The 23,539-nt window shown below is 31.8% G+C and carries 23 protein-coding genes; 5 read left to right on the top strand and 18 right to left on the bottom strand.

The genetic code is table 11. The annotated features are described in order from the left end of the window. Positions 1 to 91 precede the first annotated feature (91 nt). The gene (locus ACJJVO_RS11225; RefSeq protein ID WP_405574091.1) at positions 92 to 523 is read left to right on the top strand and encodes a TerB family tellurite resistance protein; all 432 of its coding nucleotides are present in this window, start codon (positions 92 to 94) and stop codon (positions 521 to 523) included. 74 nt (positions 524 to 597) lie between these two features. Here the strand turns inward: ACJJVO_RS11225 and fbp are convergent, their stop codons facing one another. Beyond that, on the bottom strand, positions 598 to 1,608 hold the full coding sequence (gene fbp, locus ACJJVO_RS11220; RefSeq protein WP_405574089.1) for a class 1 fructose-bisphosphatase: 1,011 nt from the start codon (positions 1,606 to 1,608) through the stop codon (positions 598 to 600). A 128-nt stretch (positions 1,609 to 1,736) separates the two neighbouring features. Here fbp and ACJJVO_RS11215 point away from each other — a divergent pair, with 128 nt between their 5' ends. From ACJJVO_RS11215 to ACJJVO_RS11200, 4 genes are read left to right on the top strand one after another with little or no spacing between them, the layout of a single operon-like run. Further along, positions 1,737 to 2,213: a GNAT family N-acetyltransferase gene (locus ACJJVO_RS11215; protein WP_405574086.1), complete on the top strand. Its 477-nt coding sequence runs from the start codon at positions 1,737 to 1,739 to the stop codon at positions 2,211 to 2,213. After that, complete coding sequence (locus ACJJVO_RS11210) at positions 2,213 to 3,463, top strand: aspartate kinase (protein WP_405574083.1); 1,251 nt, start codon at positions 2,213 to 2,215, stop codon at positions 3,461 to 3,463. The genes ACJJVO_RS11215 and ACJJVO_RS11210 overlap by 1 nt, the downstream gene beginning before the upstream one ends. Before the next feature lie 19 nt (positions 3,464 to 3,482). Next, positions 3,483 to 5,315 carry a GNAT family N-acyltransferase gene (locus ACJJVO_RS11205; protein WP_405574080.1) on the top strand — a complete coding sequence of 611 codons (1,833 nt, stop codon included), beginning with the start codon at positions 3,483 to 3,485 and terminating at the stop codon, positions 5,313 to 5,315. Beyond that, the gene (locus tag ACJJVO_RS11200; protein ID WP_405574078.1) at positions 5,302 to 6,315 is read left to right on the top strand and encodes a carboxypeptidase-like regulatory domain-containing protein; all 1,014 of its coding nucleotides are present in this window, start codon (positions 5,302 to 5,304) and stop codon (positions 6,313 to 6,315) included. Before ACJJVO_RS11205 ends, ACJJVO_RS11200 begins: the two co-directional genes overlap by 14 nt. Positions 6,316 to 6,382: 67 nt before the next feature. Here ACJJVO_RS11200 and ACJJVO_RS11195 read toward each other — a convergent pair whose 3' ends face one another. The 17 genes from ACJJVO_RS11195 to ACJJVO_RS11115 all read right to left on the bottom strand — a co-directional run bounded on the left by ACJJVO_RS11195 (position 6,383) and on the right by ACJJVO_RS11115 (position 23,434). Further along, positions 6,383 to 6,868, bottom strand: a complete 486-nt coding sequence (locus ACJJVO_RS11195) for a DUF4870 domain-containing protein (protein WP_405574075.1) — start codon at positions 6,866 to 6,868, stop codon at positions 6,383 to 6,385. A 55-nt stretch (positions 6,869 to 6,923) separates the two neighbouring features. Next, positions 6,924 to 7,466, bottom strand: coding sequence for a hypothetical protein (locus tag ACJJVO_RS11190; RefSeq protein WP_405574073.1), 543 nt, complete (start codon positions 7,464 to 7,466; stop codon positions 6,924 to 6,926). 112 nt (positions 7,467 to 7,578) lie between these two features. Continuing rightward, positions 7,579 to 8,343, bottom strand: coding sequence for a sulfite exporter TauE/SafE family protein (locus ACJJVO_RS11185; RefSeq protein ID WP_405574071.1), 765 nt, complete (start codon positions 8,341 to 8,343; stop codon positions 7,579 to 7,581). Between the two features lie 21 nt (positions 8,344 to 8,364). Then, complete coding sequence (locus ACJJVO_RS11180; RefSeq protein WP_405574068.1) at positions 8,365 to 8,751, bottom strand: VOC family protein; 387 nt, start codon at positions 8,749 to 8,751, stop codon at positions 8,365 to 8,367. 57 nt (positions 8,752 to 8,808) lie between these two features. After that, a complete protein-coding gene (locus ACJJVO_RS11175; protein ID WP_405574066.1) occupies positions 8,809 to 9,267 on the bottom strand; it encodes a DUF1801 domain-containing protein in 459 nt (152 codons plus the stop codon). A gap of 66 nt (positions 9,268 to 9,333) precedes the next feature. Continuing rightward, entirely contained in the window at positions 9,334 to 11,037 is a 1,704-nt protein-coding gene (locus ACJJVO_RS11170) for a phytoene desaturase family protein (RefSeq protein ID WP_405574065.1), read from the bottom strand. 15 nt (positions 11,038 to 11,052) lie between these two features. Continuing rightward, complete coding sequence (locus ACJJVO_RS11165) at positions 11,053 to 11,994, bottom strand: 2-hydroxyacid dehydrogenase (RefSeq protein WP_405574063.1); 942 nt, start codon at positions 11,992 to 11,994, stop codon at positions 11,053 to 11,055. A gap of 153 nt (positions 11,995 to 12,147) precedes the next feature. Further along, a complete protein-coding gene (mgtE, locus tag ACJJVO_RS11160; protein ID WP_405574061.1) occupies positions 12,148 to 13,521 on the bottom strand; it encodes a magnesium transporter in 1,374 nt (457 codons plus the stop codon). A gap of 57 nt (positions 13,522 to 13,578) precedes the next feature. Next, positions 13,579 to 14,367: a 16S rRNA (adenine(1518)-N(6)/adenine(1519)-N(6))-dimethyltransferase RsmA gene (gene rsmA / locus ACJJVO_RS11155; protein WP_405574060.1), complete on the bottom strand. Its 789-nt coding sequence runs from the start codon at positions 14,365 to 14,367 to the stop codon at positions 13,579 to 13,581. Positions 14,368 to 14,452: 85 nt separating this feature from the next. After that, positions 14,453 to 14,773 carry a DUF4286 family protein gene (locus tag ACJJVO_RS11150; RefSeq protein WP_405574058.1) on the bottom strand — a complete coding sequence of 107 codons (321 nt, stop codon included), beginning with the start codon at positions 14,771 to 14,773 and terminating at the stop codon, positions 14,453 to 14,455. 152 nt (positions 14,774 to 14,925) lie between these two features. Then, the gene (locus tag ACJJVO_RS11145; protein ID WP_405574057.1) at positions 14,926 to 16,710 is read right to left on the bottom strand and encodes a tetratricopeptide repeat protein; all 1,785 of its coding nucleotides are present in this window, start codon (positions 16,708 to 16,710) and stop codon (positions 14,926 to 14,928) included. Positions 16,711 to 17,125: 415 nt separating this feature from the next. Continuing rightward, positions 17,126 to 18,397, bottom strand: a complete 1,272-nt coding sequence (gene serS, locus ACJJVO_RS11140) for a serine--tRNA ligase (protein ID WP_405574054.1) — start codon at positions 18,395 to 18,397, stop codon at positions 17,126 to 17,128. A 207-nt stretch (positions 18,398 to 18,604) separates the two neighbouring features. Then, the gene (locus tag ACJJVO_RS11135; protein WP_405574052.1) at positions 18,605 to 19,939 is read right to left on the bottom strand and encodes an HTTM domain-containing protein; all 1,335 of its coding nucleotides are present in this window, start codon (positions 19,937 to 19,939) and stop codon (positions 18,605 to 18,607) included. Further along, positions 19,932 to 20,840 carry a bifunctional riboflavin kinase/FAD synthetase gene (locus tag ACJJVO_RS11130; protein WP_405574050.1) on the bottom strand — a complete coding sequence of 303 codons (909 nt, stop codon included), beginning with the start codon at positions 20,838 to 20,840 and terminating at the stop codon, positions 19,932 to 19,934. Before ACJJVO_RS11130 ends, ACJJVO_RS11135 begins: the two co-directional genes overlap by 8 nt. Positions 20,841 to 20,900: 60 nt before the next feature. Continuing rightward, positions 20,901 to 21,533 (bottom strand): aminoacyl-tRNA hydrolase, encoded by a 633-nt coding sequence (gene pth / locus ACJJVO_RS11125; protein ID WP_405574048.1) that lies wholly within the window; start codon positions 21,531 to 21,533, stop codon positions 20,901 to 20,903. Positions 21,534 to 21,608: 75 nt separating this feature from the next. Further along, positions 21,609 to 22,244 (bottom strand): 50S ribosomal protein L25/general stress protein Ctc, encoded by a 636-nt coding sequence (locus ACJJVO_RS11120; protein ID WP_405574046.1) that lies wholly within the window; start codon positions 22,242 to 22,244, stop codon positions 21,609 to 21,611. 248 nt (positions 22,245 to 22,492) lie between these two features. Next, a complete protein-coding gene (locus tag ACJJVO_RS11115) occupies positions 22,493 to 23,434 on the bottom strand; it encodes a ribose-phosphate pyrophosphokinase (protein WP_405574044.1) in 942 nt (313 codons plus the stop codon). Positions 23,435 to 23,539: the final 105 nt, after the last annotated feature.

Raw genomic sequence — 23,539 nt, 5'->3', positions numbered from 1 at the left:
TAAAATTTTTGAAGTGTTCACTAATGATAATTCTTTGAATAGAATTATATTTGTTCAGAATTAATAATTAGATAATAAATAAAATAGATATATGTCATTTTCAGATTTATTCGATAGCGGATTTAAAAAACGTAATGAGGACCATTTTGCAGCCATAGTAAGAGTTGCAATGAGCGATGGTGTAATCACTGATAAAGAAAGAGCTTTTTTAGATCGTTTAGCAACACGATTAGATATTTCGGATCACGATTATAAAGATATTATAGAGAATTATAATACGCATCCTATTAACGCACCACTTTCTTACGATGAACGTTTAGAGCGTTTATTTGATTTAGCTCGTATGGTTTGGGCAGATGATATTGAAGGTCCTAATCAACATTGGTTGTTAGAGAAACTTTGTGTAGGTTTAGGTTTTCATGCACAAAATGTAAAATATATTGCTGATAAAGCTTTAGCATTGGCTTATGATAAAGTAGATTCTGAAACGTTTATTGAAGAAATGAAAGGTATGAATAAGTAGTGTGCCTAACTTATATAAACTAAAAAAGCAACCTTAAAATAGGTTGCTTTTTTTATGGGATAAAATAATCTTTCTTAAACGTTATTATTTCTCATAAATTCTTCAGCTTTATCTACCATGTTTTTGCTACCACATATAAATGGTACACGCTGATGAAGCTCTGTTGGTTCTATATCCATTATACGTGTAAAACCATCACTGGCTTTACCATTAGCTTGCTCCGCAATGAATGCCATAGGGTTACATTCATATAATAAACGCAGTTTTCCCTTTGGGTTTTTAGAACTTTTAGGGTACATATAAATTCCTCCTTTAATCATATTTCTATGAAAATCAGAAACTAAAGATCCAATATATCTGCTGGTATAAGGTCTTTCACCTTCGTCTTCTTGACAATATTTAATGTATTTTTTTATGCCTAATGGAAAATCAGAGTAATTCCCTTCATTAACTGAATAGATGTTTCCGTCCTCAGGAAATTGCATATCTGGATGCGATAAATAATAAGAACCAATTGCTGGGTTTAATGTAAAACCATTAACACCATCTCCTGTGGTATAAACTAGCATGGTTGATGTACCATAAACAACGTAACCAGCAGCAACTTGCTGATTTCCTTTTTGTAAAAAATCATCAAGCGTTACAGGTGTTCCTACAGGAGTTACACGTCTGTATATAGAAAAGATAGTACCTACAGATACATTTACATCAATATTAGAAGAACCATCAAGCGGATCTATTAATACTACGTATTTATTCTGATGATTTTCATCTTGACTATTAATTGTAATAAAATCATCTTCTTCTTCACTAGCAATTCCACAAACAATATTTCGTTTGGTTAAGGTTTGTATAAACTTATCATTAGCATATACATCTAATTTTTGTTGGTCTTCTCCTTGTATGTTAGTGTCGCCTGCAGCACCAATAATATCAACTAAACCAGCTTTATTAACTTCGTGATTAACAACTTTTGCTGCTAAACGAATAGAATTTAACAGTCGGGAAAGTTCTCCAGAAGTGTATTTGAATGACGTTTGATTTTCAATTATAAATTCCCCTAAGGTTTGTTTTCTTTTAGACATGAAGTAAATTATTGATTAGTAGCACACAAATATCGTATTTTTTAACAAACTATAACGTTTTCGCTCTAGAAATTAATTGTTATCTCAATAGAGTTGCTTTATATTTGAATTTTCTTTTTAAATAATCAATGAATCAACCACGATTAGCCCTTAGGCAAGATATGCCAAGAGTTTTAGAACTCATCCAAGAATTAGCAATATTTGAAAAAGAATCAGATGCTGTAGAAGTCAGTGTTTCTGATCTAGAAAAAGATGGTTTTGGTACAAACTCAAAGTTTATTTGTTTTGTTTTAGAAGTTGAACAGACTATTGAAGGTATTGCATTAGTATATCCTAGATATTCAACATGGAAAGGCGAAGTTTTGCATTTAGAAGATCTTATTGTAAGTAAAAAATGTAGAGGTAAAGGTTTAGGTACCCAACTTTTAGATACAGTTGTTAAACATGCAAAGCAAATAGGAGTTAAACGGGTAAGTTGGGAGGTTTTAGATTGGAACGATCCAGCTATAAAATTTTATGAAAGTAAAGGAGCAAATGTTATGAGAGATTGGAACGTTGTTCAGTTAGATGAAAACGGAATTACTAATTATTTAAACCAATTATAATGCGAGTTTATAAATTTGGTGGAGCATCAGTAAAAGATGCAGATGGTGTAAAGAATTTAGCAGAAGTTCTAAAAACCACAGGTTACGATAAAACTTTAGTTGTGGTCTCAGCAATGGGAAAAACAACGAATAGAATGGAGTTGGTTATCAAAAATTATTTTGAAAACAAGCCCGAATTACAAAGTGCTATTCATGAGGTTATTAAATGCCATGATGATATTATAGTCGATTTGTTTGAAAATAAACGTCACCAAGTATTTATAGACGTAAAGATGCTTTTTGATGAATTAAATGCTTTTTTTAAAAGTAATAAATCACCAGATTATAATTACGTCTACGACCAAACTATTGGTTTTGGTGAGTTAATTTCAACTACAATTATAAGTCATTATCTAAATGAAATTGGCTTAAAAAATAATTGGATTGATGTAAGAGAATTTATAAAAACGGATAGTTACTACAGAAGATCTAATGTAAATTGGGACGCTACTCAAGATAATATTTCTTGTAATTTAGATACTAACATTTTAAATATTACTCAAGGATTTTTGGGTAGTGATGCTAATAATTTTACTACCACTTTAGGAAGAGAAGGAAGTGATTATACAGCTGCTATTTTTGCGTATTGTTTAAATGCCAATAGTGTAACCATTTGGAAAGATGTACCTGGTGTATTAAATGCAGATCCTCGTTATTTTGATAACGCACAATTATTACATCAAATTTCGTATAGAGAAGCCATAGAATTGGCATTTTATGGAGCATCTGTAATTCATCCAAAAACGCTTCAACCACTACAGCAAAAGGAAATTCCATTGTATGTGAAGTCGTTTTTAAACCCAAAAGGTGATGGAACCTGTGTTAGTAAAGGAAAAGCTTTAGTACCAGAGATTCCATGTTTTATTGTTAAAAAGAATCAGACATTAATTTCATTATCTTCTTTAGATTTTTCATACATTATGGAAGATAATATTAGTGAAATTTTTAGTTTACTGCATTTGTATAAAATGAAGGTAGATGTGATTCAGAATTCTGCAATTAGTTTTTCTGTTTGTATAGATAATTTATACAATAATTTAGAAAAATTACTTCAACATTTAAAAGCGAAATTCAAAGTAACATGTCACGAAAATGTGAGTCTTTATACTATTAGGAACTATAATGACGTTGCTATACAAGAGTTAGAAAAAGATAAAACTGTATTGTTGAAGCAATTAACACAAGGAACAGTGCAAATTGTAACTAAATAAACTTTACTACATTTGTTTTATGGGGAAATCGTCTGATACTGGTTTAGTAACCGCTAAAGAAGTGGCTAAAGCAATCCATGCTGATAAGTATGGTTTCTTAGGTACTTTTTTTGGTTGGATATTAATGAAAGTACTTAAAATTTCTACCTTAAATAAAATTTATAATCGCAATAAACATCTTAAAGACGTCGGTTTTCTTGATGCGATTTTAGACGAGTTTCAAATTAAATTCGAAATACCTGAAGAGGATATGAAGCGTCTTCCTAAAGAAGGTCCTTATATCACTATTTCTAATCATCCTCTTGGTGGTATTGATGGTATTTTATTATTAAAGTTAATGATAGAGCAGCGAAGCGATTTCAAAATCATTGCAAATTTTCTTCTGCATCGTATTGAGCCTATTAAGCCATATATAATGCCTGTAAATCCTTTTGAAGACCGTAAGGATGCCAAAAGTAGTATTGCAGGTTTTAAAAATGCCATTTTACATTTAAAAGAAGGTCATCCATTAGGAGTGTTTCCGGCAGGCGAGGTGTCTACGTATAGAGATGGAAAATTGGTAGTTGACAAAGAATGGGAAGTTGCTGCAATGAAGCTAATTCAGAAAGCAGAAGTACCTGTTGTTCCTATTTATTTTCATGCTAAAAATAGTCGTTTATTTTATAGATTGTCTAAACTTAGTGATACACTCCGAACAGCAAAATTACCTTCAGAGCTATTAACACAAAAACGACGTGTAATAAAAGTAAGAGTTGGTAAACCGATTTCAGTTAAAGATCAAAAGGAACATGAAACGTTGCCTGAGTTTTCAGAATTTTTAAGACGAAAAACATATATGTTGTCTAAAACTTTTGAAGACAAACCTAAGATTTTAGATAATTTGCAATCGCAATTAAAAGTATCAAAACCACCAAAACGTATTGTTACTCCTATTGCACCTAAAATAATGATTGCTGAGGTTGATAAGTTAAGAGTAAACGACGCAAGACTATTAGAAAGTAAGAATTACGAAGTGTTTTTGGCGTCTGCAAAAGACATTCCTAATATTTTAAGAGAAATAGGACGACTTAGGGAAATTACCTTTAGAGAAGTAGGAGAGGGTACTAATGAAGCTATTGATCTAGATAAATTTGACACGTATTATCACCACATGTTTCTATGGGATAATGAAAAAAATGTCATCGCAGGAGCTTATAGAATGGGCTTAGGATCACAAATTTTTGAACGTTTCGGAATTGATGGATTTTATTTACAAGATCTGTTCCGTTTTGAGCCCGAATTACATAAAATGATGAGCCAATCTATAGAGATGGGCCGTGCATTTATTATAAAAGAATACCAACAAAAACCAATGCCTTTATTTTTACTTTGGAAAGGTATTGTGCATATTACCTTACGTTATCCTGAACATAAATATTTAATAGGAGGAGTGAGTATAAGTAACCAATTTTCAAACTTTTCTAAAAGTTTAATGATTGAGTTTATGAAGTCTCATTATTACGATCCTTATGTGGCTCAATACGTTCATCCTAAAAAAGAGTTTAAAGTAAAATTACAAGATGCAGATAAGGACTTTGTGTTTGATGCTACAGAGGCTGATTTAAATAAATTTGATAAGATTATAGACGAAGTAGAACCAGGAGCATTACGATTACCTGTTTTACTAAAAAAATATATTAAGCAAAATGCCAAACTTGTAGCGTTTAATGTAGATCCATTATTTAATAATGCGGTTGATGGCTTAATGTATATAAAAATCGCAGATTTGCCAGAAAGTACGGTTAGACCTGTAATGGAAGAATTTCAGGCCGAACTAGAACGAAAATTTATGGATAATAGTGAGGATAAATAAAGCCAGCATAATTGCCTTTATTCTACCTCTCTTTTGTATATCACAAACGCTTACAGGACGTGTACTAGATAAACTTACTCAACAACCTATTGAAACAGTTTCTGTTTATTTCGATAATACCACAATAGGCACTACTACAAATGATAAAGGGGAGTTTTCAATAAACTATACGGATGCTGTACAATCTACTTTGGTTATTTCTTATTTAGGCTATAACAAGGTTTTAATTTCCGATTTTAGAAGTAAAAATAATGTTGTAGTAGAACTTGTTGAAGCTGATAATGCTTTAGATGAGGTTTATTTAGAATATGATGATGGTTTAACTAGACGACAAAAATTAAGATTATTTAGAAAAGAATTTTTAGGAACTTCTAAGTTTGGCAAATCTTGTAAAATATTAAATGAAAACGATTTAATTTTAAAATACGATAAGCATAAGAAAGACTTATATGCAAGTTGTAAAGTGCCGTTAAAGGTGCTTAACAAATCCTTACAGTATGAAATCTCTTATGACCTCATTGATTTCGAAGTTAACTTTAAATATGCAAATCTTAAAACTAGAGAGTTTACTGTAAATTCTGTAGTGTATTTTGGAACTTCATTTTACAAAGAATTAGAAGATTTCAAAAAAAATAAAAGCATCAAAAATAGAAAGCATGCATACAGTGGTTCCGTACAACATTTTATGCGTTCACTTTATAATAAAAATCTTAAAGACGAAGGTTATTTGATTTTTTACGATGGATTTGTTGTAAATGAATGGTCTTATTTTACTGTTGAAGCTGTAGAAAATACTGATTTTAAAAAGGTAAGTTTAAAGGAGAACGTTTCTGTTTTATATGATAAAGACTTTCAATCAGAATTGCAATTAGAAATAGATGAATTCTTTGTTGACACCTATGGTAATTATGCACCTATTATTGGTGTATATTTTAGTGGAGTTATGGGCAATCAACGTGTTGGTGATACGTTGCCTTTGGATTATGGTTTAGATGAGTAATACCTTTTTAAATTTATACGTAATAGAACAAAAAAAAGCCAGAATTAATATTCTGGCTTTTATAATTTTAAAGGCTTTTAAACCAATCTTGAAATTGTTCTCCAATAATTGGTACAGGTTTCTTTTCACCACTTAAGGCTCCCATTAAACTTATAATCCATAATACAAGTCCTATAACACCAATAATAAATGGGAAATAAGGAATAGGAATCCATGAAAGAAATGAGAATAATAATAAACCTAACATTTGTCTAATATAGAAAGAACCTAATTCTGTTTTTTTCTCTCCATTATTCATAATTAGAGCAATAATCCAACCTATCCACCATATATGTGCAATGATAGCCACGTTTTTACCGTCACTTAATACTTGTTTGGCATCATCAGCAAAATCGCTAGCAGCTTGTTTAGCCTCACGACCTATTTCTTTAGCGTCATCAGAAAATTCACTAGCCTTTTGGCTTATCTTATCTCCTGCTTTTTTTGCTCCTTCTTTAACGTCACCTATCATATCATCTAGGTCATCGCTTAAATTTTTATTATCGTCAGACATACTATTTGTTTTTTTAGTTAGTGCTATAAAGTTAACGAAATTGCATTAACGGTTTTTATTTCTTTCCAAATAACTTTTGAAAGAAACCTTTTGTTTTTTCTTTTGCTTCAGTGTACGTTTCTTTAGCGTCTTCTGCTAAATCTTCTAGTTTGTCTTCTGCAGCATCAGCGAACTTAGACGCTTTTTCTTTTGCATCACCTGCAAATTCACCTATTTTTTCATTTGCCTCATCTGCAAATTCTTTGGCTTTTGCTTTAGTTTCGGTATAAGTTTCTTTTGCTTCTTCTGCTAAGTGAGATGCTTTTTCTTTTGCTACATCAGTTAATTCGTCTAGCTTTTCACCTGCTTCATTAGCAAATTCAGATGCCTTTTCTTTGGCGTCCGAATAAGTTTCTTTTGCTGTATCTGTAAACTCATTAAGTTTTTCGCTTGCGTCATCAGCTAATTCAGAAGCTTTATCTTTTGCGCTATCAAATGCGTCTTTAGTTTTGTTTACAACTTCGTTTGTTTTATCACTTACCTTATCAATAGCTTTATCCACTCCTTCATTAGCGTTATTTAGCGTATCATCACTTAAATTTGTAGTATTTTCAGACATCTTTTATAGTTTTGTTTAAGTCGTAAAGTTAACAAAATTAGAGTAGTAAAATATTTTGAAAAATTTCGAAGACTATTACTTTCAAAATTGATTAGAGATATAATTAGAGGACTTAACTAAATAGCATAATGATACCACCAATGGCAGTCACAATTAAAATGAAGCGCCTGTAATTTAGGTTAGAAATTAGCTTTACAATGTGCACACCAATAAAAAATCCTATTAGAACGGCTGGTATTAATACTGAATTTAAAGCCAAAGATTCTTTAGTTATGGTTTTCCAAACAAAAATATGAAAGGGAAGTTTAAAAACATTTATAATAAAAAAGAACCAAGCTGCAGTTCCTATAAATTCATTCTTAGGAAATCTCATGGTTAAGAAATAGATATTTGAAACAGGACCAGCTAAATTACCTATCATTGTAGTAAAGCCTGCTAAAAAGCCCATACTAGAAGAGAATAATTTGTTGCTAGGAGGCTCAGCAGATTTAATGCGATCTAGAAAAAACATTATAATAACAGAAATAATTATTATAAACGCCATTAGTTTTTTAAATACATATTCTGAAATGTCATTACCAATCCATACACCAATTAAAACACCAATAATCATCCAGGGAATTAGCTTTTTTATTATTCCCCAATCTGCGTGTCTGTTATAGTAAATAACGGCTAAAATATCTGCACAAACTAACATTGGCAATAATACACCTGTAGAGGTTTTTTCTCCAAAAACAAATGCAAGTATCACTATAAGAATAATACCTATGCCTTTAATACCAGATTTAGATAAGCCTAATAAAAAAACCGCAAAACTAATGGCGATCCATTGCAATACGGTTAAGTTGTAAGATTGAAGAAGTTCAAAATAATTCAAAAATTATTATTTAAAGATTGATTATTTAAATGCTTGATCTATTGGTTCCCACAGTTCAATTTTATTTCCATCGTTATCTAAAATCCAACCGAATTTACCATAATCGTATTCTTCCATTTTACCTACAACGGTAACACCTTCTTCTTTTAAGGTTTCTAAAAGTTCTTTTAAGTTTTCTACTCTGTAGTTAAACATAAAGTCTTTTTTAGAAGGCTCAATATATTTAGTGTCTTCTGCAAATGGACTCCATTGTGTAGAACAATCGTTTCCATCTTTGTCTTTCCACCAGAATGTACAACCATAATCATCAGTATTAAAACCGAGGTGTTTACTGTACCAATCTTTTGCTGCTTTTGGATCTTTAGATTTAAAGAATAATCCACCAATTCCTGTAACTCTTTTTTTCATTTTATATTCTGAATTATTTCAGAATCTTACAAAGTGTAGTTCTGAATATTTATAGTTTTATTTCTTTTTTATTGCAGTTTCGTAAATGGAAATCCATTCTTTGGCGGTCATTTTCCTTGTAAGTTCACCTATTAATTCAAACGGAATATCGTCCATTTTTTTAAATCTAATACAGCTTTTACCCATGTCTAATTTACGTTTACAATGTTTAGGGTATTCTGCAACAAACCATTTTTGTAACTCTGGGTTAGCATAAATACCACTATGGTAAAGGTTTACTGAGTTTTTTTGAGAAGCAAAACTCATAAAAGGTAAGGGCGTTTTAGGGTCACAATGATAGCCATCTGGATAGACAGAATGTGGCACATAATAACCAATCATTTTGTATTGCATTCCTTCTTCAAAATCATTTGGTAAGTTATCTTTTATGACTTGTCGTAACTTTTTTAGTGAATCTTGGCGTTCTTTTGGAACCTGACTGATATAATCTTCTGGTGAATGGGCTTCGTATTGCATAATCGTTATGTCTAGGTTTTATATTAGCATGAGTTTACATTGAATCTCAATATGCAAATAAATATTTTAATTTGCCGATGTAAAAACATCTTTAGATGCCAATTTTGTTTTTTTAAGTGCTATTTTCTTTTGCATCCAATCAGGATAGTTGGTGTCATCTTCAGCATCAAAAATGCGTAAATCTTGAGCTGCATCTGGTTTAATTAAATCATCTTGTCTGCATCCTAAAATAGCCGCTGCAGTTTGAACGCCAGAGTAACTTGCTCCTGCAACACCATGAGATACGGTACTTGCACCACACAGGTAAAAGTTTTCTATTTCACTTTTCATTTTGTAGGCAAAAGGACCAATATGTTTTAGGCTTTTCTCTGTGCCATAAACGTTTCCGTCAGTAGAATTAATGTAAAATTCATTGGTTATAGGTGTGCCTAATTCTTTATGTACAATACTTGCTGTTATACCAGGAACCACTTTTTCTAAACTGCGTAAAAACTTCTGAATAATTTGCTCTTTAAATTGCAAATAGGCTTCAGATCTTTCTTTGTCTTCGTCTTTAAAATCAGCAAAAGCGTCGTAATTGATATAAGTAATAGCTTCTAAGGTGTGATAGCGTCCATCAAAACTTATTGGGTCTTTTAATGTTGTACAACTAATAAACATACCAGGGAATTCCTCACCTTTAAGAATGTCTGCGTTTTGTGAATCATCATAAATAGTGTCGAAATCTTTATCTTTTAAAAGCCAGATATTACCAGAGTCTAAACCTGCTTTTTTTACATCCATGTCTACCGTTAAAAATAGCATAATAGATGTACAAGAGTATTTGGTTTTACTCAGTTTTTTAAGCAATTTAGCACTGATGTTGTCTTTTCCGATAAGGTTAAAATAGGTAATGCCAGGATCTGCATTAGAAATCACACGGCTCGCAAAAATTTGCTCTCCAGATTCAAGTTCTATACCTATCGCTTTTTTCTTTTTATCACCCTCTAATAATATGCGTTTTACAGACGTACTAGTTTGCACTAAGCCATCGTGCTTTTTTATTTTATTGGTCATAGCTTTAACGATAGCTCCTCCGCCTCCCATTGGATAAAATCCACCAGCAGAATAATGAGCCATTATAGCAGCATGCATAATAAAACTTGCTTTTTTTGGTGGTAAGCCATGGTCACCAAACTGTACATTTAAAATGCTTTGTAATAAAGGGTCTTTTACATGCCAATTAATTACGCGCTTTAAACTGAATGGTGAATATTTACCCATATGTTTAGTACGAAATGGAATGGTGATTTGTTGCCATAATCCTTTTACTTTAGGAATAAGTTGCAATTGTTTACCAACATTTTTAACAAGGGTTAAATACTTAATTATGCCTTTCTTTTCGTGAGGAAAACGTTCTATCAAAGCCGCTTGAAAATCGTCAAAATTTGAAGGGTAATCAAAACGTTCATCTTCAATCCAGCAATGCTCAAATCCCTTAGGATTCATTTTGTAAAATGCAATATCATTTGCAATACCTAAGCCTTCATAGAGTTCACTTGTAGATTGACCTTTATCTAAAAGTCCTACGTAATGCACTCCTGGAGTAAACCGATAACCATTAAGATAAAAGCTATGACACCAACCGCCAGGAACATCGTGCTGTTCTAAGACCAATACTTTTTGTCCTGCTCTAGCTAAACATATTGCGGCTGATAATCCACCAACTCCAGCACCAACAATGATGGTGTCGTAAGTGTTTTTTGTGTTGTTATTTTGAGAAACTGACATGCTTACAAGGTACTTTTATTTTTTGAAAAATGCTTTTATTTTATCTACGATAGTTTGTGCTAATTTTTCTTTACTTTCAATTGTCCAGCCTGCAACATGAGGTGAAAGCAAAACGTTTTCTGATGCTATGAGATACTGAAAGGCTTCAGGCATATTATCTGAAGAGAATAAATTTTCGAAAGAGGCTTTTTCATATTCTAAAACATCTAAGCCTGCTCCTAATATTTTGCCAGATTCTAATGCTGTAACTAAATCCTCTGTGACTACGCTTTTTCCGCGAGCCGTATTAATGAGCCAAAAAGGCTTTTTAAACCCATTAATAAATTCTGAATCAATCATCTTTAAAGTTAATGCAGTTTGTGGTATATGAAGACTCAGAACATCTGCTTTAGCTTTTAATTCTTCAAGCAAGACTTGTTTGGCATTGGCATCTCCAACATTAGTTTTTATATCATGGCACAACACGTTAACATCGAAACCTCTTAATTTTTTAGCGAATGCTTTTCCCATATTACCGTAGCCAATGAGCCCAACGGTTTTTCCATCTAACTCTAGTCCTCTGTTTTCTTCTCGCAACCACTTTCCTTGTCTTACTTCTTTATCTGCTTTATTGAGCTTGTTAAAAAGTGATAATAACATACCTAATGCATGTTCACCAACAGCATTTCGGTTGCCTTCTGGTGCAGAAATAAGATAAATGCCTTTTTCTACGGCATAATCACAATCGATATTTTCTAATCCTGCACCAACTCTACCTATAAATTTGAGGTTTTTGGCAGCATTTAAAAATTGTTTATCTATTGTAAATCTACTACGGATTATAAAACCATCGTAATCTGCGATTTTTGCTTCAATTTCAGATTTTGAAGAGGTGTAATCTTCGTGATTTGTGAATCCTAAATCGTTAAGTTGATTTATGAGTAGAGGGTGATTAGTATCTAAGTGTAATATTTTCATGTTTATATCTCTTGAAAGTGAGAGTTTTTATAGGTTTCAAACGTATAAGATCTTACTTTTTGCGATTTAAGATTTTATTAATCTGTTTTTCTATAGTAAAGTTACAAAGTTTTGAGTTAAGGATTACGTATACTTTCTATTTAAGAAGTAATCTTAAATCCCTAAAATCATCTTAGCAATTAAGAAGTAGATTAGTATGCCAAAAACGTCATTACTTGTAGTAATAAATGGGCCTGTAGCAACTGCTGGATCTATACCTCTTTTGTTTAAGAAAATAGGAATAAACGTACCAATAATTGCTGCCATGATTATTACAGCTACTAAAGCAATACTGATTGTTATAGAAACAATATATGGCGTGCCAAAAATAAAATGAGTGATAACGATGGCCACGAGTGAAATGGCAACTCCATTAACTAAGCCTAATAAAAATTCTTTAAATAATCGTTTAATAATATTACCATCTATAGTACCATTGGCAATACCTTGAACCACAATTGCTGAAGATTGTACACCAACATTTCCGGCTGTAGCTTGAATTAATGGTACAAAACTTAGCAATACTACAAAATTGCCCATGTTGTCATTAAATTGTTCTATAATGCTAGCTGCACCAAGGCCGCCAAACATGCCAATAAATAACCATGGTAAGCGTGCTGTTGTTAGTTTTAGAATACTATCATCGGCTTCTACATCTTTAGAGATACCTGCTGCTAATTGGTAATCTTTATCTGCTTCGTCTCGTATAACATCTATAATATCATCGATGGTAATTCTACCAACAAGTATTTGGTCATCGTTAACTACAGGTATAGCTTCTAAATCGTATTTAGCCATTACTTTTGCCACATCTTCTACATCGTCGTTAACGTGCGCCCAATCTACATTGTCTTTGGCTATATCTGCAATTTTTGTGTCGCTTTTAGAAATGATTAAATCTTTTAAAGACAATCTACCAATGAGTTTATCATTTTTGTCTACAACATAAACGGAGTGAACTCTTGTAACATCTTTGGCTTGGCCTCTAATTCTGCGCAAGCAACCGGCAACAGTCCATGTTTCATATACTTTTACCAACTCTTTTGCCATGAGTCCACCTGCAGTGTCTTCGTCATAGGCTAAAAGTTCTTGAATTTCATCTCTATGTTCATGATCTTCTATATATGCAATAACTTCCGCCTGTCTGTCTTCAGGAAGTTCTGCAATCATATCTGCAGCATCATCGGTATCTAGTTCTTCTACTTCTTCTGCAATTTCTTTAGTAGAAAGATTTCTAAGTACTTTTTCTCTAATGTCCTCGTCGAGTTCCATTAGAATTTCCGAAGTGGTTTCAGAATCTAGAAGTTTTATAACATATACAGCATCATCTAAATTTAAGTCATCAAGAATTTCGGCAATATCAGCATGGTGATACTCATTTAATAGGGTTTTTAAATCTTTGTCGTTTTCTTCATCGACAAGGACTTCTACCTTTTCAATAAGCTCATCTGTAAGCTGAAATTGTATGTTATCTTGGATTTCTTCCACTTCGTTTTTGTAGTTTCATTGAACTTCTATTACGCTTAAGATAGCAATAGAGGAAAATTAATCAACGTCTTTTTCAATCAACGATGTCAGCTCAATAAATTGTGAAACACTTAATTGTTCTGGTCGTTGCCCAAATATAGTATTTGCTTTTAAATTATCCGACAGATTGAATGTTTTTAAACTGTTACGTAATGTTTTTCTTCGTTGTTGAAAACCTGTTTTTACAACTCTAAAAAATAACTTTTCATCACAAGGTAAAGTGAAATTGTCTTTGCGTTTTAGTAATAATACACCTGAATCTACTTTTGGTGGAGGATTAAAAACTGTTGGAGGCACAGTAAAAAGATATTCTGCATCATAAAATGCTTGTGTTAAAACAGATAAAATACCATAAACCTTTGAGCCTTCTTTAGAACAGATGCGTAAAGCAACTTCTTTTTGAAACATACCTGAAAATTCAGGTATTTGATGCCTTAATTCTAAAGTCTTAAACAGAATTTGAGAGGAAATATTATAAGGGAAATTACCAATGATAGCGAAGGGTTTGTCTTTAAAAACGAGGTTTAAGTCGTATTTTAAGAAATCTTTTTCGATGATTCTCTCAGCAAGATTTAAGTAATTGTTTTTTAAATAGTCTACAGACTCTGTATCTATTTCTATAACGTGTGTTGTAGTATCTTTTTTGAGAAGGTATTTGGTTAATACACCCATTCCTGGGCCAATTTCTAAGACATCATTATAACCTTCAAGAGATAAGCTGTCTGCAATATCTTGTGCTATAGTTTCGTCTTCTAAGAAGTGTTGTCCTAGGTGTTTTTTTGCTTTTACTTGGTGTTGATTTGCCACAAATGCACAATTAATTTTTAAATATTGAAATACAAAGATACGTAGAGCTGCACAGAGATTGGCAGACTTGATTGTTTTATTGAGTCTATTTGTAATCTACTACAAATTCATCAACAACCTCTAATTCTGTTCTAAATGATAAAACTTTATCTCCAAAACGTTTTAATCCTTCTTGTTTTAAACTATCCGAATGCTCTGCGTAGTAAGCTTCTAAAGCCTCTCTTGAATGTGCTCTATATTGCACAGAATAGGTTTCAGATTCGTCATCTTCTACCAAGACTTTTGTTAATTTGGCTTCTTTAAATTTTCCTGTTGCTAATACTTGTGGAATATGTTCTTTTATCCACTCTAACCATTCTTTATGGACGCTTTTATCTATGTTTAGGGTAACGTTATATATGATCATATTTTATGAATTTGGTGCAAAAATATGGATTTAGAAGTTAATGATTAATATGTTCTCACGAATTAGCAAAGATGTAAAATTGAATAAACTAGAAATTTTTAAAACAAAACGATATTGCTGCCGAATGAGGTTTATAACTGAAGACTGAAATACTAATTTATACTGTCACCACGCAACATCCTAAACTTTCGTCTTGCTTCTATAAAATAGATACTGTCTTGATGTTCAAATATAATTTTTTCGTAGAGTGCTTTTGCTTCTTCTGGTTTTGCTAAATGCGTATTGTAGAGTTCTGCTAAATAATAATAGGCATCGTCTGCCAAGATACCATCTCTGTAATCAGTTATAATTTCTTGGTAATTGGCTTCAGCGTTAATATATTTCTTCTTTTTCTCGTATAATTTTGCTTGTTGATAAAGGGTTTGATCTGTAATACTTTCACCTTTGTGTTCTTCTAAAATTTTGTCTAAAAGCGAAATGGCATCATCAGTTCTATTCTGAAATGCATACAAATCTGCTTTAGCATATAGTTTTAATGAGGTTTGTAAAGTGTCTTCAAATTTATTATCAGTAATTAATAGTTTTAAATCTAGCGCATCATTTGCAATTAGTTGCGATGTAGATGATTTTAATATTTTGAGTTGCGATTCTGCCCAATCAAAATCTCCTTTATAATAACTAGTTTTTGCAACTTTAAATCTTGCTTCTTGGGCAATAGTGCTATTTTTTAGTTCTGCTTGAATTTGAGAATAAAAAATTAAAGCTTCATTAAATTTTTCTTGAAGCACTAAAATATCTGCTAAAAGCAACTTTATTTTTGCTTGTCTATATACAGAGATTGGTAATTCTAAACTTTCCTTTAAGAAACTTGTAGCTTTGGCAGTGTCTTTAAGATCAAAAGCTAAGAATTTACCATAAGCTAATTGCAACGGAATGGTGAGTAGAGATTTTCCGTATTCTTTAAAAAGGTTATTATAGGTTTCATCAATCTGTTTTAAACCTTTTTCATCTGCATCTTTAGTATCTATTTCTAGAATGTATTGATGCGCAGTTAACGCTGTAGTTTGGTCTTGAGTTGTTTCTAAAACGTAATTAAAAATTGTTTTAGCAGTGTCATCGTCATTATCCTTTCTTGCCGTTTCTGCTAATTCAATAATGCGGTCTAAACTTTCTGGATTCCGCTTATAAAGTGCTTTTTCTTGAATGAAGGATTTATTATAGGCCTTTTCTTGAACATATAACCAGCTTAACATATCGTACCAAAAAGGTTTAGGATCTTGCTGTATTTTTTTTAATAATAATCGCCTTAGATAAATATTACTTTCGTTGTCGTTGTTTTCAGAAATAAACTCACTAATGGCGCGTTTAATATCGTTGAGGTAATTGGGTTTGTAATCTACATATTCTATATAGTTTTCAAACATTTTTTCAACATCACCTTGGTCACCATAAATACGCGCTAACTGAATACTATAGTCTCTTTCTGGAGTTAGTATTTTGCCTTTTTCGTAAACTCTTATGGCTTGGTCTAGGAGTGAGTAATCTTCAAATTTTTTGGCAATGGAATAAATATAATTAGGTTTGTCATCAACAAAACTAATGGCTTCTTCATACAACTTATTGGCACTTTCTATACTGTCTCTAACTTGAAAATTATAACCCAAAACAACGAGCATCATTGGATTTCGATTTCTTTCTAATTGTGCTGTAATGATATTTTCTGCTTCATTATATTGCTCTAATTGCTGGTGGATATCTACTAACTTGTAAATGTAATTATAGTTGTAGGGTTTCTCTTTTATTAAATTTTCATAAATGATAAGCGCTTTTTTAAACTCTCCTTTTTTATAATAACTGTCTGCTTGTGCCTCACTGGTTTGTGCGGTGCCATAAAAGTTAAATGAAATAAAAAGAAAAATAAATAATCGCTGTAGCATGTATATATAGTTTTTTACAGAACATGTAAAAGATAAGTGTAAATATAACAAATGCGTAACCTAGATATTGTGAAAATAACCATAAAAAAAATGCCTAAACTTTACGTTTAGGCATTTTACCAGCAAAATAAATGTGCTATTAACCATTATTTTTGTAAATATGATTCAGTTATTCTGTCTTGGTTCTGTTTTATTGTTTCTAAATGAAAGAATAGTTAAAACAAGACTTTGCATACCATTGTAATCAAAGAAAAGAGTAATACAATTCGTTTTAAATTTTTCATAATGTAGGTCATTGTAATTTGGAAATACTAATTTCTAAAAAAGAATCAATAAAAACGAAGAAATACATAAATAATCGCTGAAATGCTTTTTATTTTAACAAATAAGCTATTTTCAAGTGATTTTTAATGCGTTAAGAAATCATATCGAATCCTGTATAAGGCACTAAAACTTCTGGGATTTTTATACCATCTTCAGTTTGATAGTTTTCTAAAATACCTGCTAATATTCTAGGTAATGCTAGAGAACTCCCATTTAAAGTGTGACATAATTCGTTTTTACCTTCACTGTTTTTAAAACGTAATTTTAAACGATTGGCTTGAAACGTTTCAAAATTAGAAACTGATGATACTTCTAACCAACGGTCTTGTGCTGTTGAAAACACTTCAAAATCATAAGTTAATGCCGATGTAAATCCTAAATCTCCACCACATAATCTTAAGATTCTATATGGTAATTTTAAATCTTGCAAGATGCCTTTTACATGATTTACCATGCTGTCTAATGCTTTATAAGAATTATCAGGATGTTCAACTCTAAGTATTTCAACTTTATCAAATTGATGCAAACGATTTAATCCTCTAACGTGAGCACCATAACTACCAGCTTCTCGTCTAAAACATGGTGTATAGCCTGTGATACTAATTGGTAAATCGCTTTCGTTTAAAAGTGTATCTCTAAAAATATTGGTTGCAGGTACTTCTGCAGTTGGAATTAAGTATAGATTATCTAAAGTAACATGATACATCTGTCCTTCTTTGTCTGGTAATTGACCAGTTCCAAACCCTGAAGCTTCGTTTACTAAATGTGGCACTTGGTATTCTGTATATCCTGCTTCTGTGTTTTTGTCTAAAAAATAGGCGATAAGAGCACGCTGTAATCTAGCACCTTTACCAATATACACTGGGAAACCGGCTCCTGTAATTTTGTTTCCTAATTCAAAATCAATAATGTTGTATTTTTTAGCGAGTTCCCAATGTGGTAATGCAGCATCGTGTAGTTTTGGGATGTCACCTTCTTTAAACGTTTCTTCATTATCCTCGTCTGTATTTCCTGCAGGAACAATAGGATTTGGTACGTTAGGAATCTTATATAACAACTGAGAAAGCGCCTCAACTTTATCATTAAGTTCTTGTTCAAAATTCTTGGTAGCTTCTTTTAATTGGGTAGTCTTTTCTTTTAAAATATTTGCTTTTTGTACTTCTCCAGATTTAAATAAGTTTCCAATTTCTTTAGACAAAGCATTAGATTCTGCTTTTGTATTATCTAAAGACGTTTGTAGTGCTTTTCGGTCTTCATCAAAAGCAATAGCTTCATTAATCATTTCCGTAGCATCTATATTTCGTTTAGCTAAACGTGCAATGATGTCTTCTTTATTCTCTCTGATAAAAGCAACTTGTAACATATCTTTTAATTTAGGTTATATACCAATTAAGCTCAGTAAAAACAAGGAACAAAAGTAAAAATAAAATGAGCAGAAAAAAATATAAATGGGTCTATTTTGACGTGTGAATTTGGGCTTGGTCGATTTTTACTAATTAACACAGATAAAAGAACTTAGAGGATTTCTGTTTTGTGTGTTTTGATTAGTTATAATTAGCAAAAATTAGTCTTATTTTTTTCTGTTATTATCTAAACTCAATTCTGAAGGCAAGATCCAATTGTGATGTTTAAAATGAGACCATTCAACATTTGCAATATCCACTTTTGGGTCTATAAATGGTTTTGAAGGTTTGCCATTGACGCTTACATAACATTTTACAAATACTTTAATTGGTATGTTTTTTTTAGCAAAATCTTGTTTTAGATGTTGTGCAAATTGCCAAATAATATCTGGCTTTGTTCTTGCACCTCGTTGTTGTTTTTGAGTGAGGTAATCGTTTAATTTAATAGGAATAGCCTTATTTGTATCAGCATTTATTACAGAATAGGTTATTCTACCACTTTTAGCGCGCAACATCATTCGCCAAGATAAGCGATGGCCTTCTTCAGTCCATAACACATTGTCTTCAATAAAGTGATGTCTTATTGGTAAGATTATTTGTACGATAAAGTAAATTGAAAATAATGTTATTAATACGGTTTTATATTTTGGAAATGTGATGGCTTCAGCTTCATAAAAAGGTTTCTTTTTTAAGAATAATTTCTGAATAATTTTAGGTTCAAAAAAGAATAGACTAAACGCTAAAGACATATAAGGAAAAATGCCAATTTGAAATACAATAGAATTAAATAAGTGAAAAAATATAGAGGCAAAGAAGGCGTATTTTCTTGTAGGTTTAAAAAGCAATAGTGGAATAATTAGGCCATCGAATAGAATACCTCCATAGGCTAAAATATAGTGTACGGTATTCTGTTGTAAAAGTTCGCCAATTACAGGGTAATTAGCCTTATTTCTCATAAGAATAGCTATTACCGAAGCATCTAACCAATCTGGATATAGTTTGGCTAATGAGGCATAAGTATACAAGATAAATAACTGAAGCACAAAAACCCATTTACACCAATTAGGCATTGAAATACTTTTAAGTGAAGGATTTTGTTTTACATCAATAGAGGCATAGCGATTTGCTGGCATAAAAACCATTATGAAACTTAATAAAACTAGAAGGTAATAATGATTGTTATAAGACGATTTTTGCATGAGATAAGTGGTTGTCCACATTAAAGCGAACATAAGCATACTAAATCGGTATTTGTAACCTAACATAATAAAGAGTCCAAACATTCCCATAACTATGTAATAAACATACATCCAATTTCCTGGGAGTGGTTGCAACCATTCAAAACCAATAAAAGAAAAGGTGAATTCCGGATCTATTAATGTGCGTTTTACCCAACCTGTAAAAATGGCGCCAACGGCTTCTAAAAAACAAAGTAAACCAAAGATAATTCTGAATACTATGAGTCCGGAATTGTCAATATGTTTGAATAAGAATTTAGTCATTTAAGGTTTTTATATAATCTGAAGCATTTTTCATATCCTGTTTTAATTGAGTTTTTAAGGCTTCGAGATTTTGAAATTTTTCTTCGCTTCTCAGTCGTTTAAGAAATTCAATTTTTAATTCAGAATTATAGATGTCTTTGTTAAAGTCGAAAAAATGAACTTCAATTGAGCGTGTTTTTCCATTAACGGTTGGGTTGGTCCCAATATTCATCATTCCGAAAACAGTTTTGTTTTCAATTTTAGATTTAACAACGTAAACGCCATCACTTGGAATGAGCTTGTATGTTGCAGTAATACTGATGTTTGCCGTTGGGAAATCGATTGTTCTTCCTAGCTCTTTCCCTTTAATTACGGTGCCTGTAATAAAGAAATTATACCCTAAATAAGAATTTGCCAAGGCAACTTGTCCTTCATTTAATGCTGATCTAATTTTTGTAGAACTTACTGTAACGTGTTTTATATCTTGTGCTGATATTTCTTCTACATTAAAATCATATAGTTTAGCAAAGGCTTTTAAGTCCGTAATATTAGCACTTCTGTTTTTGCCAAAATGATGATCGTAACCAATAACTATTTGCTTGGTGTTTAATTCGTCTACTAAAATGTGTTTCACATAATCTTCAGCAGAAAGATTCGCAAAATCTTTAGTAAACTTTTTAACGATGACTTCTTTAATACCAAAGGTTTTTAGCAATTCTATACGTTCTTCAATGGTGTTTAGTAATTTAATAGAATCATCTTTTTGAAGTACCATTCTAGGATGTGGAAACAAAGTGAGTACCACAGGAATATAGCCGTTGGCTTCTGCAAGTTGTACTACCTGTTTCAATATTTTTTGATGTCCTATATGAACGCCATCAAAGGTGCCTATGGTTGTTACTTTTGCTAAATTTGAAGTCAATTTTAAAGGGTATTGCTATTTTTTATAATTAATCTAAGTTTTAAAAACAAAGCTACATTATTATTTTCCATTAAATTGATTCATAGTTGTATTTACACCTGCTAGTGCAAAAGATTTAATAAGCTCTGCGGAAATTTTTAAGCGTTCTTTCAGTTTTGAGTTCTCGTCTTCATTCCATTCGCCTAAAACATAATCTACTTGTCTTCCTTTGCTAAATTCATCGCTAATACCAAATCTAAAGCGGTTATATTTTGTGGTTTGCAATTTATCTTGTGTGTCTTTGAGTCCATTATGTCCTCCGTCACTGCCTTTTGTTTTTAGTCTAAGCGATCCAAACGGTAGATTTAAATCATCAGTAATAACGAGCAGATTCTCTAAAGGTATATTTTCTTTTTCTAGCCAATATTTTATAGCCTTTCCGCTGAGATTCATAAAAGTGCTTGGTTTTAAAAGAACAAGAGTTCTTCCTTTTATTTTTAAAGAAGAAATGTCACCAAGTTTTACGGTTTCAAATGTAATGTCATTTGTTTCTGCTAAATAATCAAGAATTTTGAACCCAATATTATGTCTGGTATTGGCATATTTTTCACCTATATTTCCTAAGCCAACTATTAAGAATTTTTTCATTTTATCTTCTTCCTTTAATTCTGTTTTATTACTAAAACCAAGCCATTTTTTAATAGCCTTCCACATAATTACAATTTGTGTAAAAATAAAAAAAGCATCCTATAAATAGAATGCTTTTTAAATATTTGAAATAGGTAATATCTATTCTTGAGCTGCTGCGTCATCTGATTGTTCAGTTGCTGGCACATCTCCTGCATCTTCATCTTCTTCGTCATCTGCATCTACAACTGCTAATCTACTACGTCTTACTTGGCAAACAACAGTGTTGTCTGGGTGTAAGAATTTGTAATCTTCGTTTTCTAATTCAGTGATATAGAATTTACTTCCAATTTTTAATGGAGTAATATCTATCTCAATAAAATCAGGTAATTTAGAAGGAATAGCTTTCACTTTAAGTTTACGGTAAGGCATTCTTAAGTTACCACCATTCATTACACCTTTAGAAGATCCTATTGTTTTAACAGGGATTTCCATAGTAATCGCTTTATCATCAAAAATTTGATAAAAATCGACGTGTATAATTCTGTCTGTTACTGGGTGAAACTGAATATCTTGCATTACTGCGTTATATTCTACACCGTTATCTAAGACAATCACAACTGTATGTGCGTTAGGTGTATAAACAAGTTTTGAAAAAGCCAGTTCTGGTGATGAGAAATGCAATGGCTTGTCTCCTCCGTAAATAACGCAAGGAACCTGACCAGCATTACGTAAGGCTTTAGTTGCCTTTTTGCCTACGCTTTCTCTTTGAGATCCGTTAATTGTAATTGATTTCATTTTTTTAAATGTTTGTTTAATAAAAATTTAATTTCCTCATTTTGAGGGCTGCAAATTTAGACATAATATCTGAAAATACTAGTGTTATAGTACTATTTTTTATTGAAGCCCAATTTACTATTAGATAAAGGTTATTTGATGTTATGTTTAAGATCTTTCTATCTCATTCAAAAACATTCATGACACCTTTTTGATGGCAGTTGTTTGCGTGTAATCCCTTTAAATTTGTTATTGTATAAAACAATGTACTACATCACAAATTTATTACTAATAGACTCGTTGTGATGTACATGGTGCATTACTTCGGCAAATAAATCTGCACAACTTAGTACTTTTAATTTTTTGCTTTCTTGCTTAAGTGGAATAGAATCTGTTACAATTAACTCTTCAAGTTTAGAGGCCTCAAGTCTTTCATAAGCAGCACCAGATAAAATAGGGTGCGTACAAATAGCTCTTACACTTAAGGCTCCACGTTCCATCATTAAATCGGCAGCTTTAGTAAGCGTACCAGCAGTATCTACCATATCATCTACTAAAACAACATTTTTACCAGTAACATCACCGATGAGTTCCATGTGAGAAATTACGTTGGCTTTTGCACGTTGTTTATAACAGATAACAACATCGCTTTTTAATGCTTTAGAGTAAGCATAGGCACGTTTAGAACCTCCCATATCAGGTGAGGCAATTGTTAGGTTGTCTAGATTTAAACTTTTTAAATATGGTAAAAATATGGTTGAAGCAAATAAATGATCCACAGGCTTTTCAAAGAATCCTTGAATTTGATCGGCATGTAAATCCATTGTTATAATACGTGTGGCTCCAGCAGCTTCTAGCATTTTTGCTACTAATTTTGCTGCAATAGGAACTCTAGGTTTGTCTTTTCTATCTTGTCTTGCCCAACCAAAATAAGGCATAACAGCAGTGACGTGTCTCGCAGAAGCACGTTTTGCAGCATCAATCATTAATAACATTTCCATTAAATTCTGCGGTCCAGGATTTGTAGACCCAATAATAAAAATACGTGTTCCTCTAATTGATTCTTCGTAAGAAGGCTGAAATTCACCATCACTATAAGTAGATGTAATTACTTTTCCTAATTTAACTCCATAGGCTTTAGCAATCTTCTCTGCAAGGTGTGTACTTTGTGTGCAGGCAAAAATTTTGGCTTCTTTGGCTTCGTATGACATTTGTTTTCAGTTGTTTAGTTGCTGGTTTGGTGCGTTTTTAATTTAATTCAAATTTAGAAAAATTATTTACTTCAAAAAATTATAAAACCTACTAATTTTGATTGC

The sequence above is a fragment of the Winogradskyella sp. Asnod2-B02-A genome, assembly GCF_045063645.1.
GTDB lineage: Bacteria > Bacteroidota > Bacteroidia > Flavobacteriales > Flavobacteriaceae > Winogradskyella.
The sequence above is the reverse complement of the archived record's forward strand: the minus strand, read 5'-3'. Positions and strand labels throughout refer to the sequence as shown.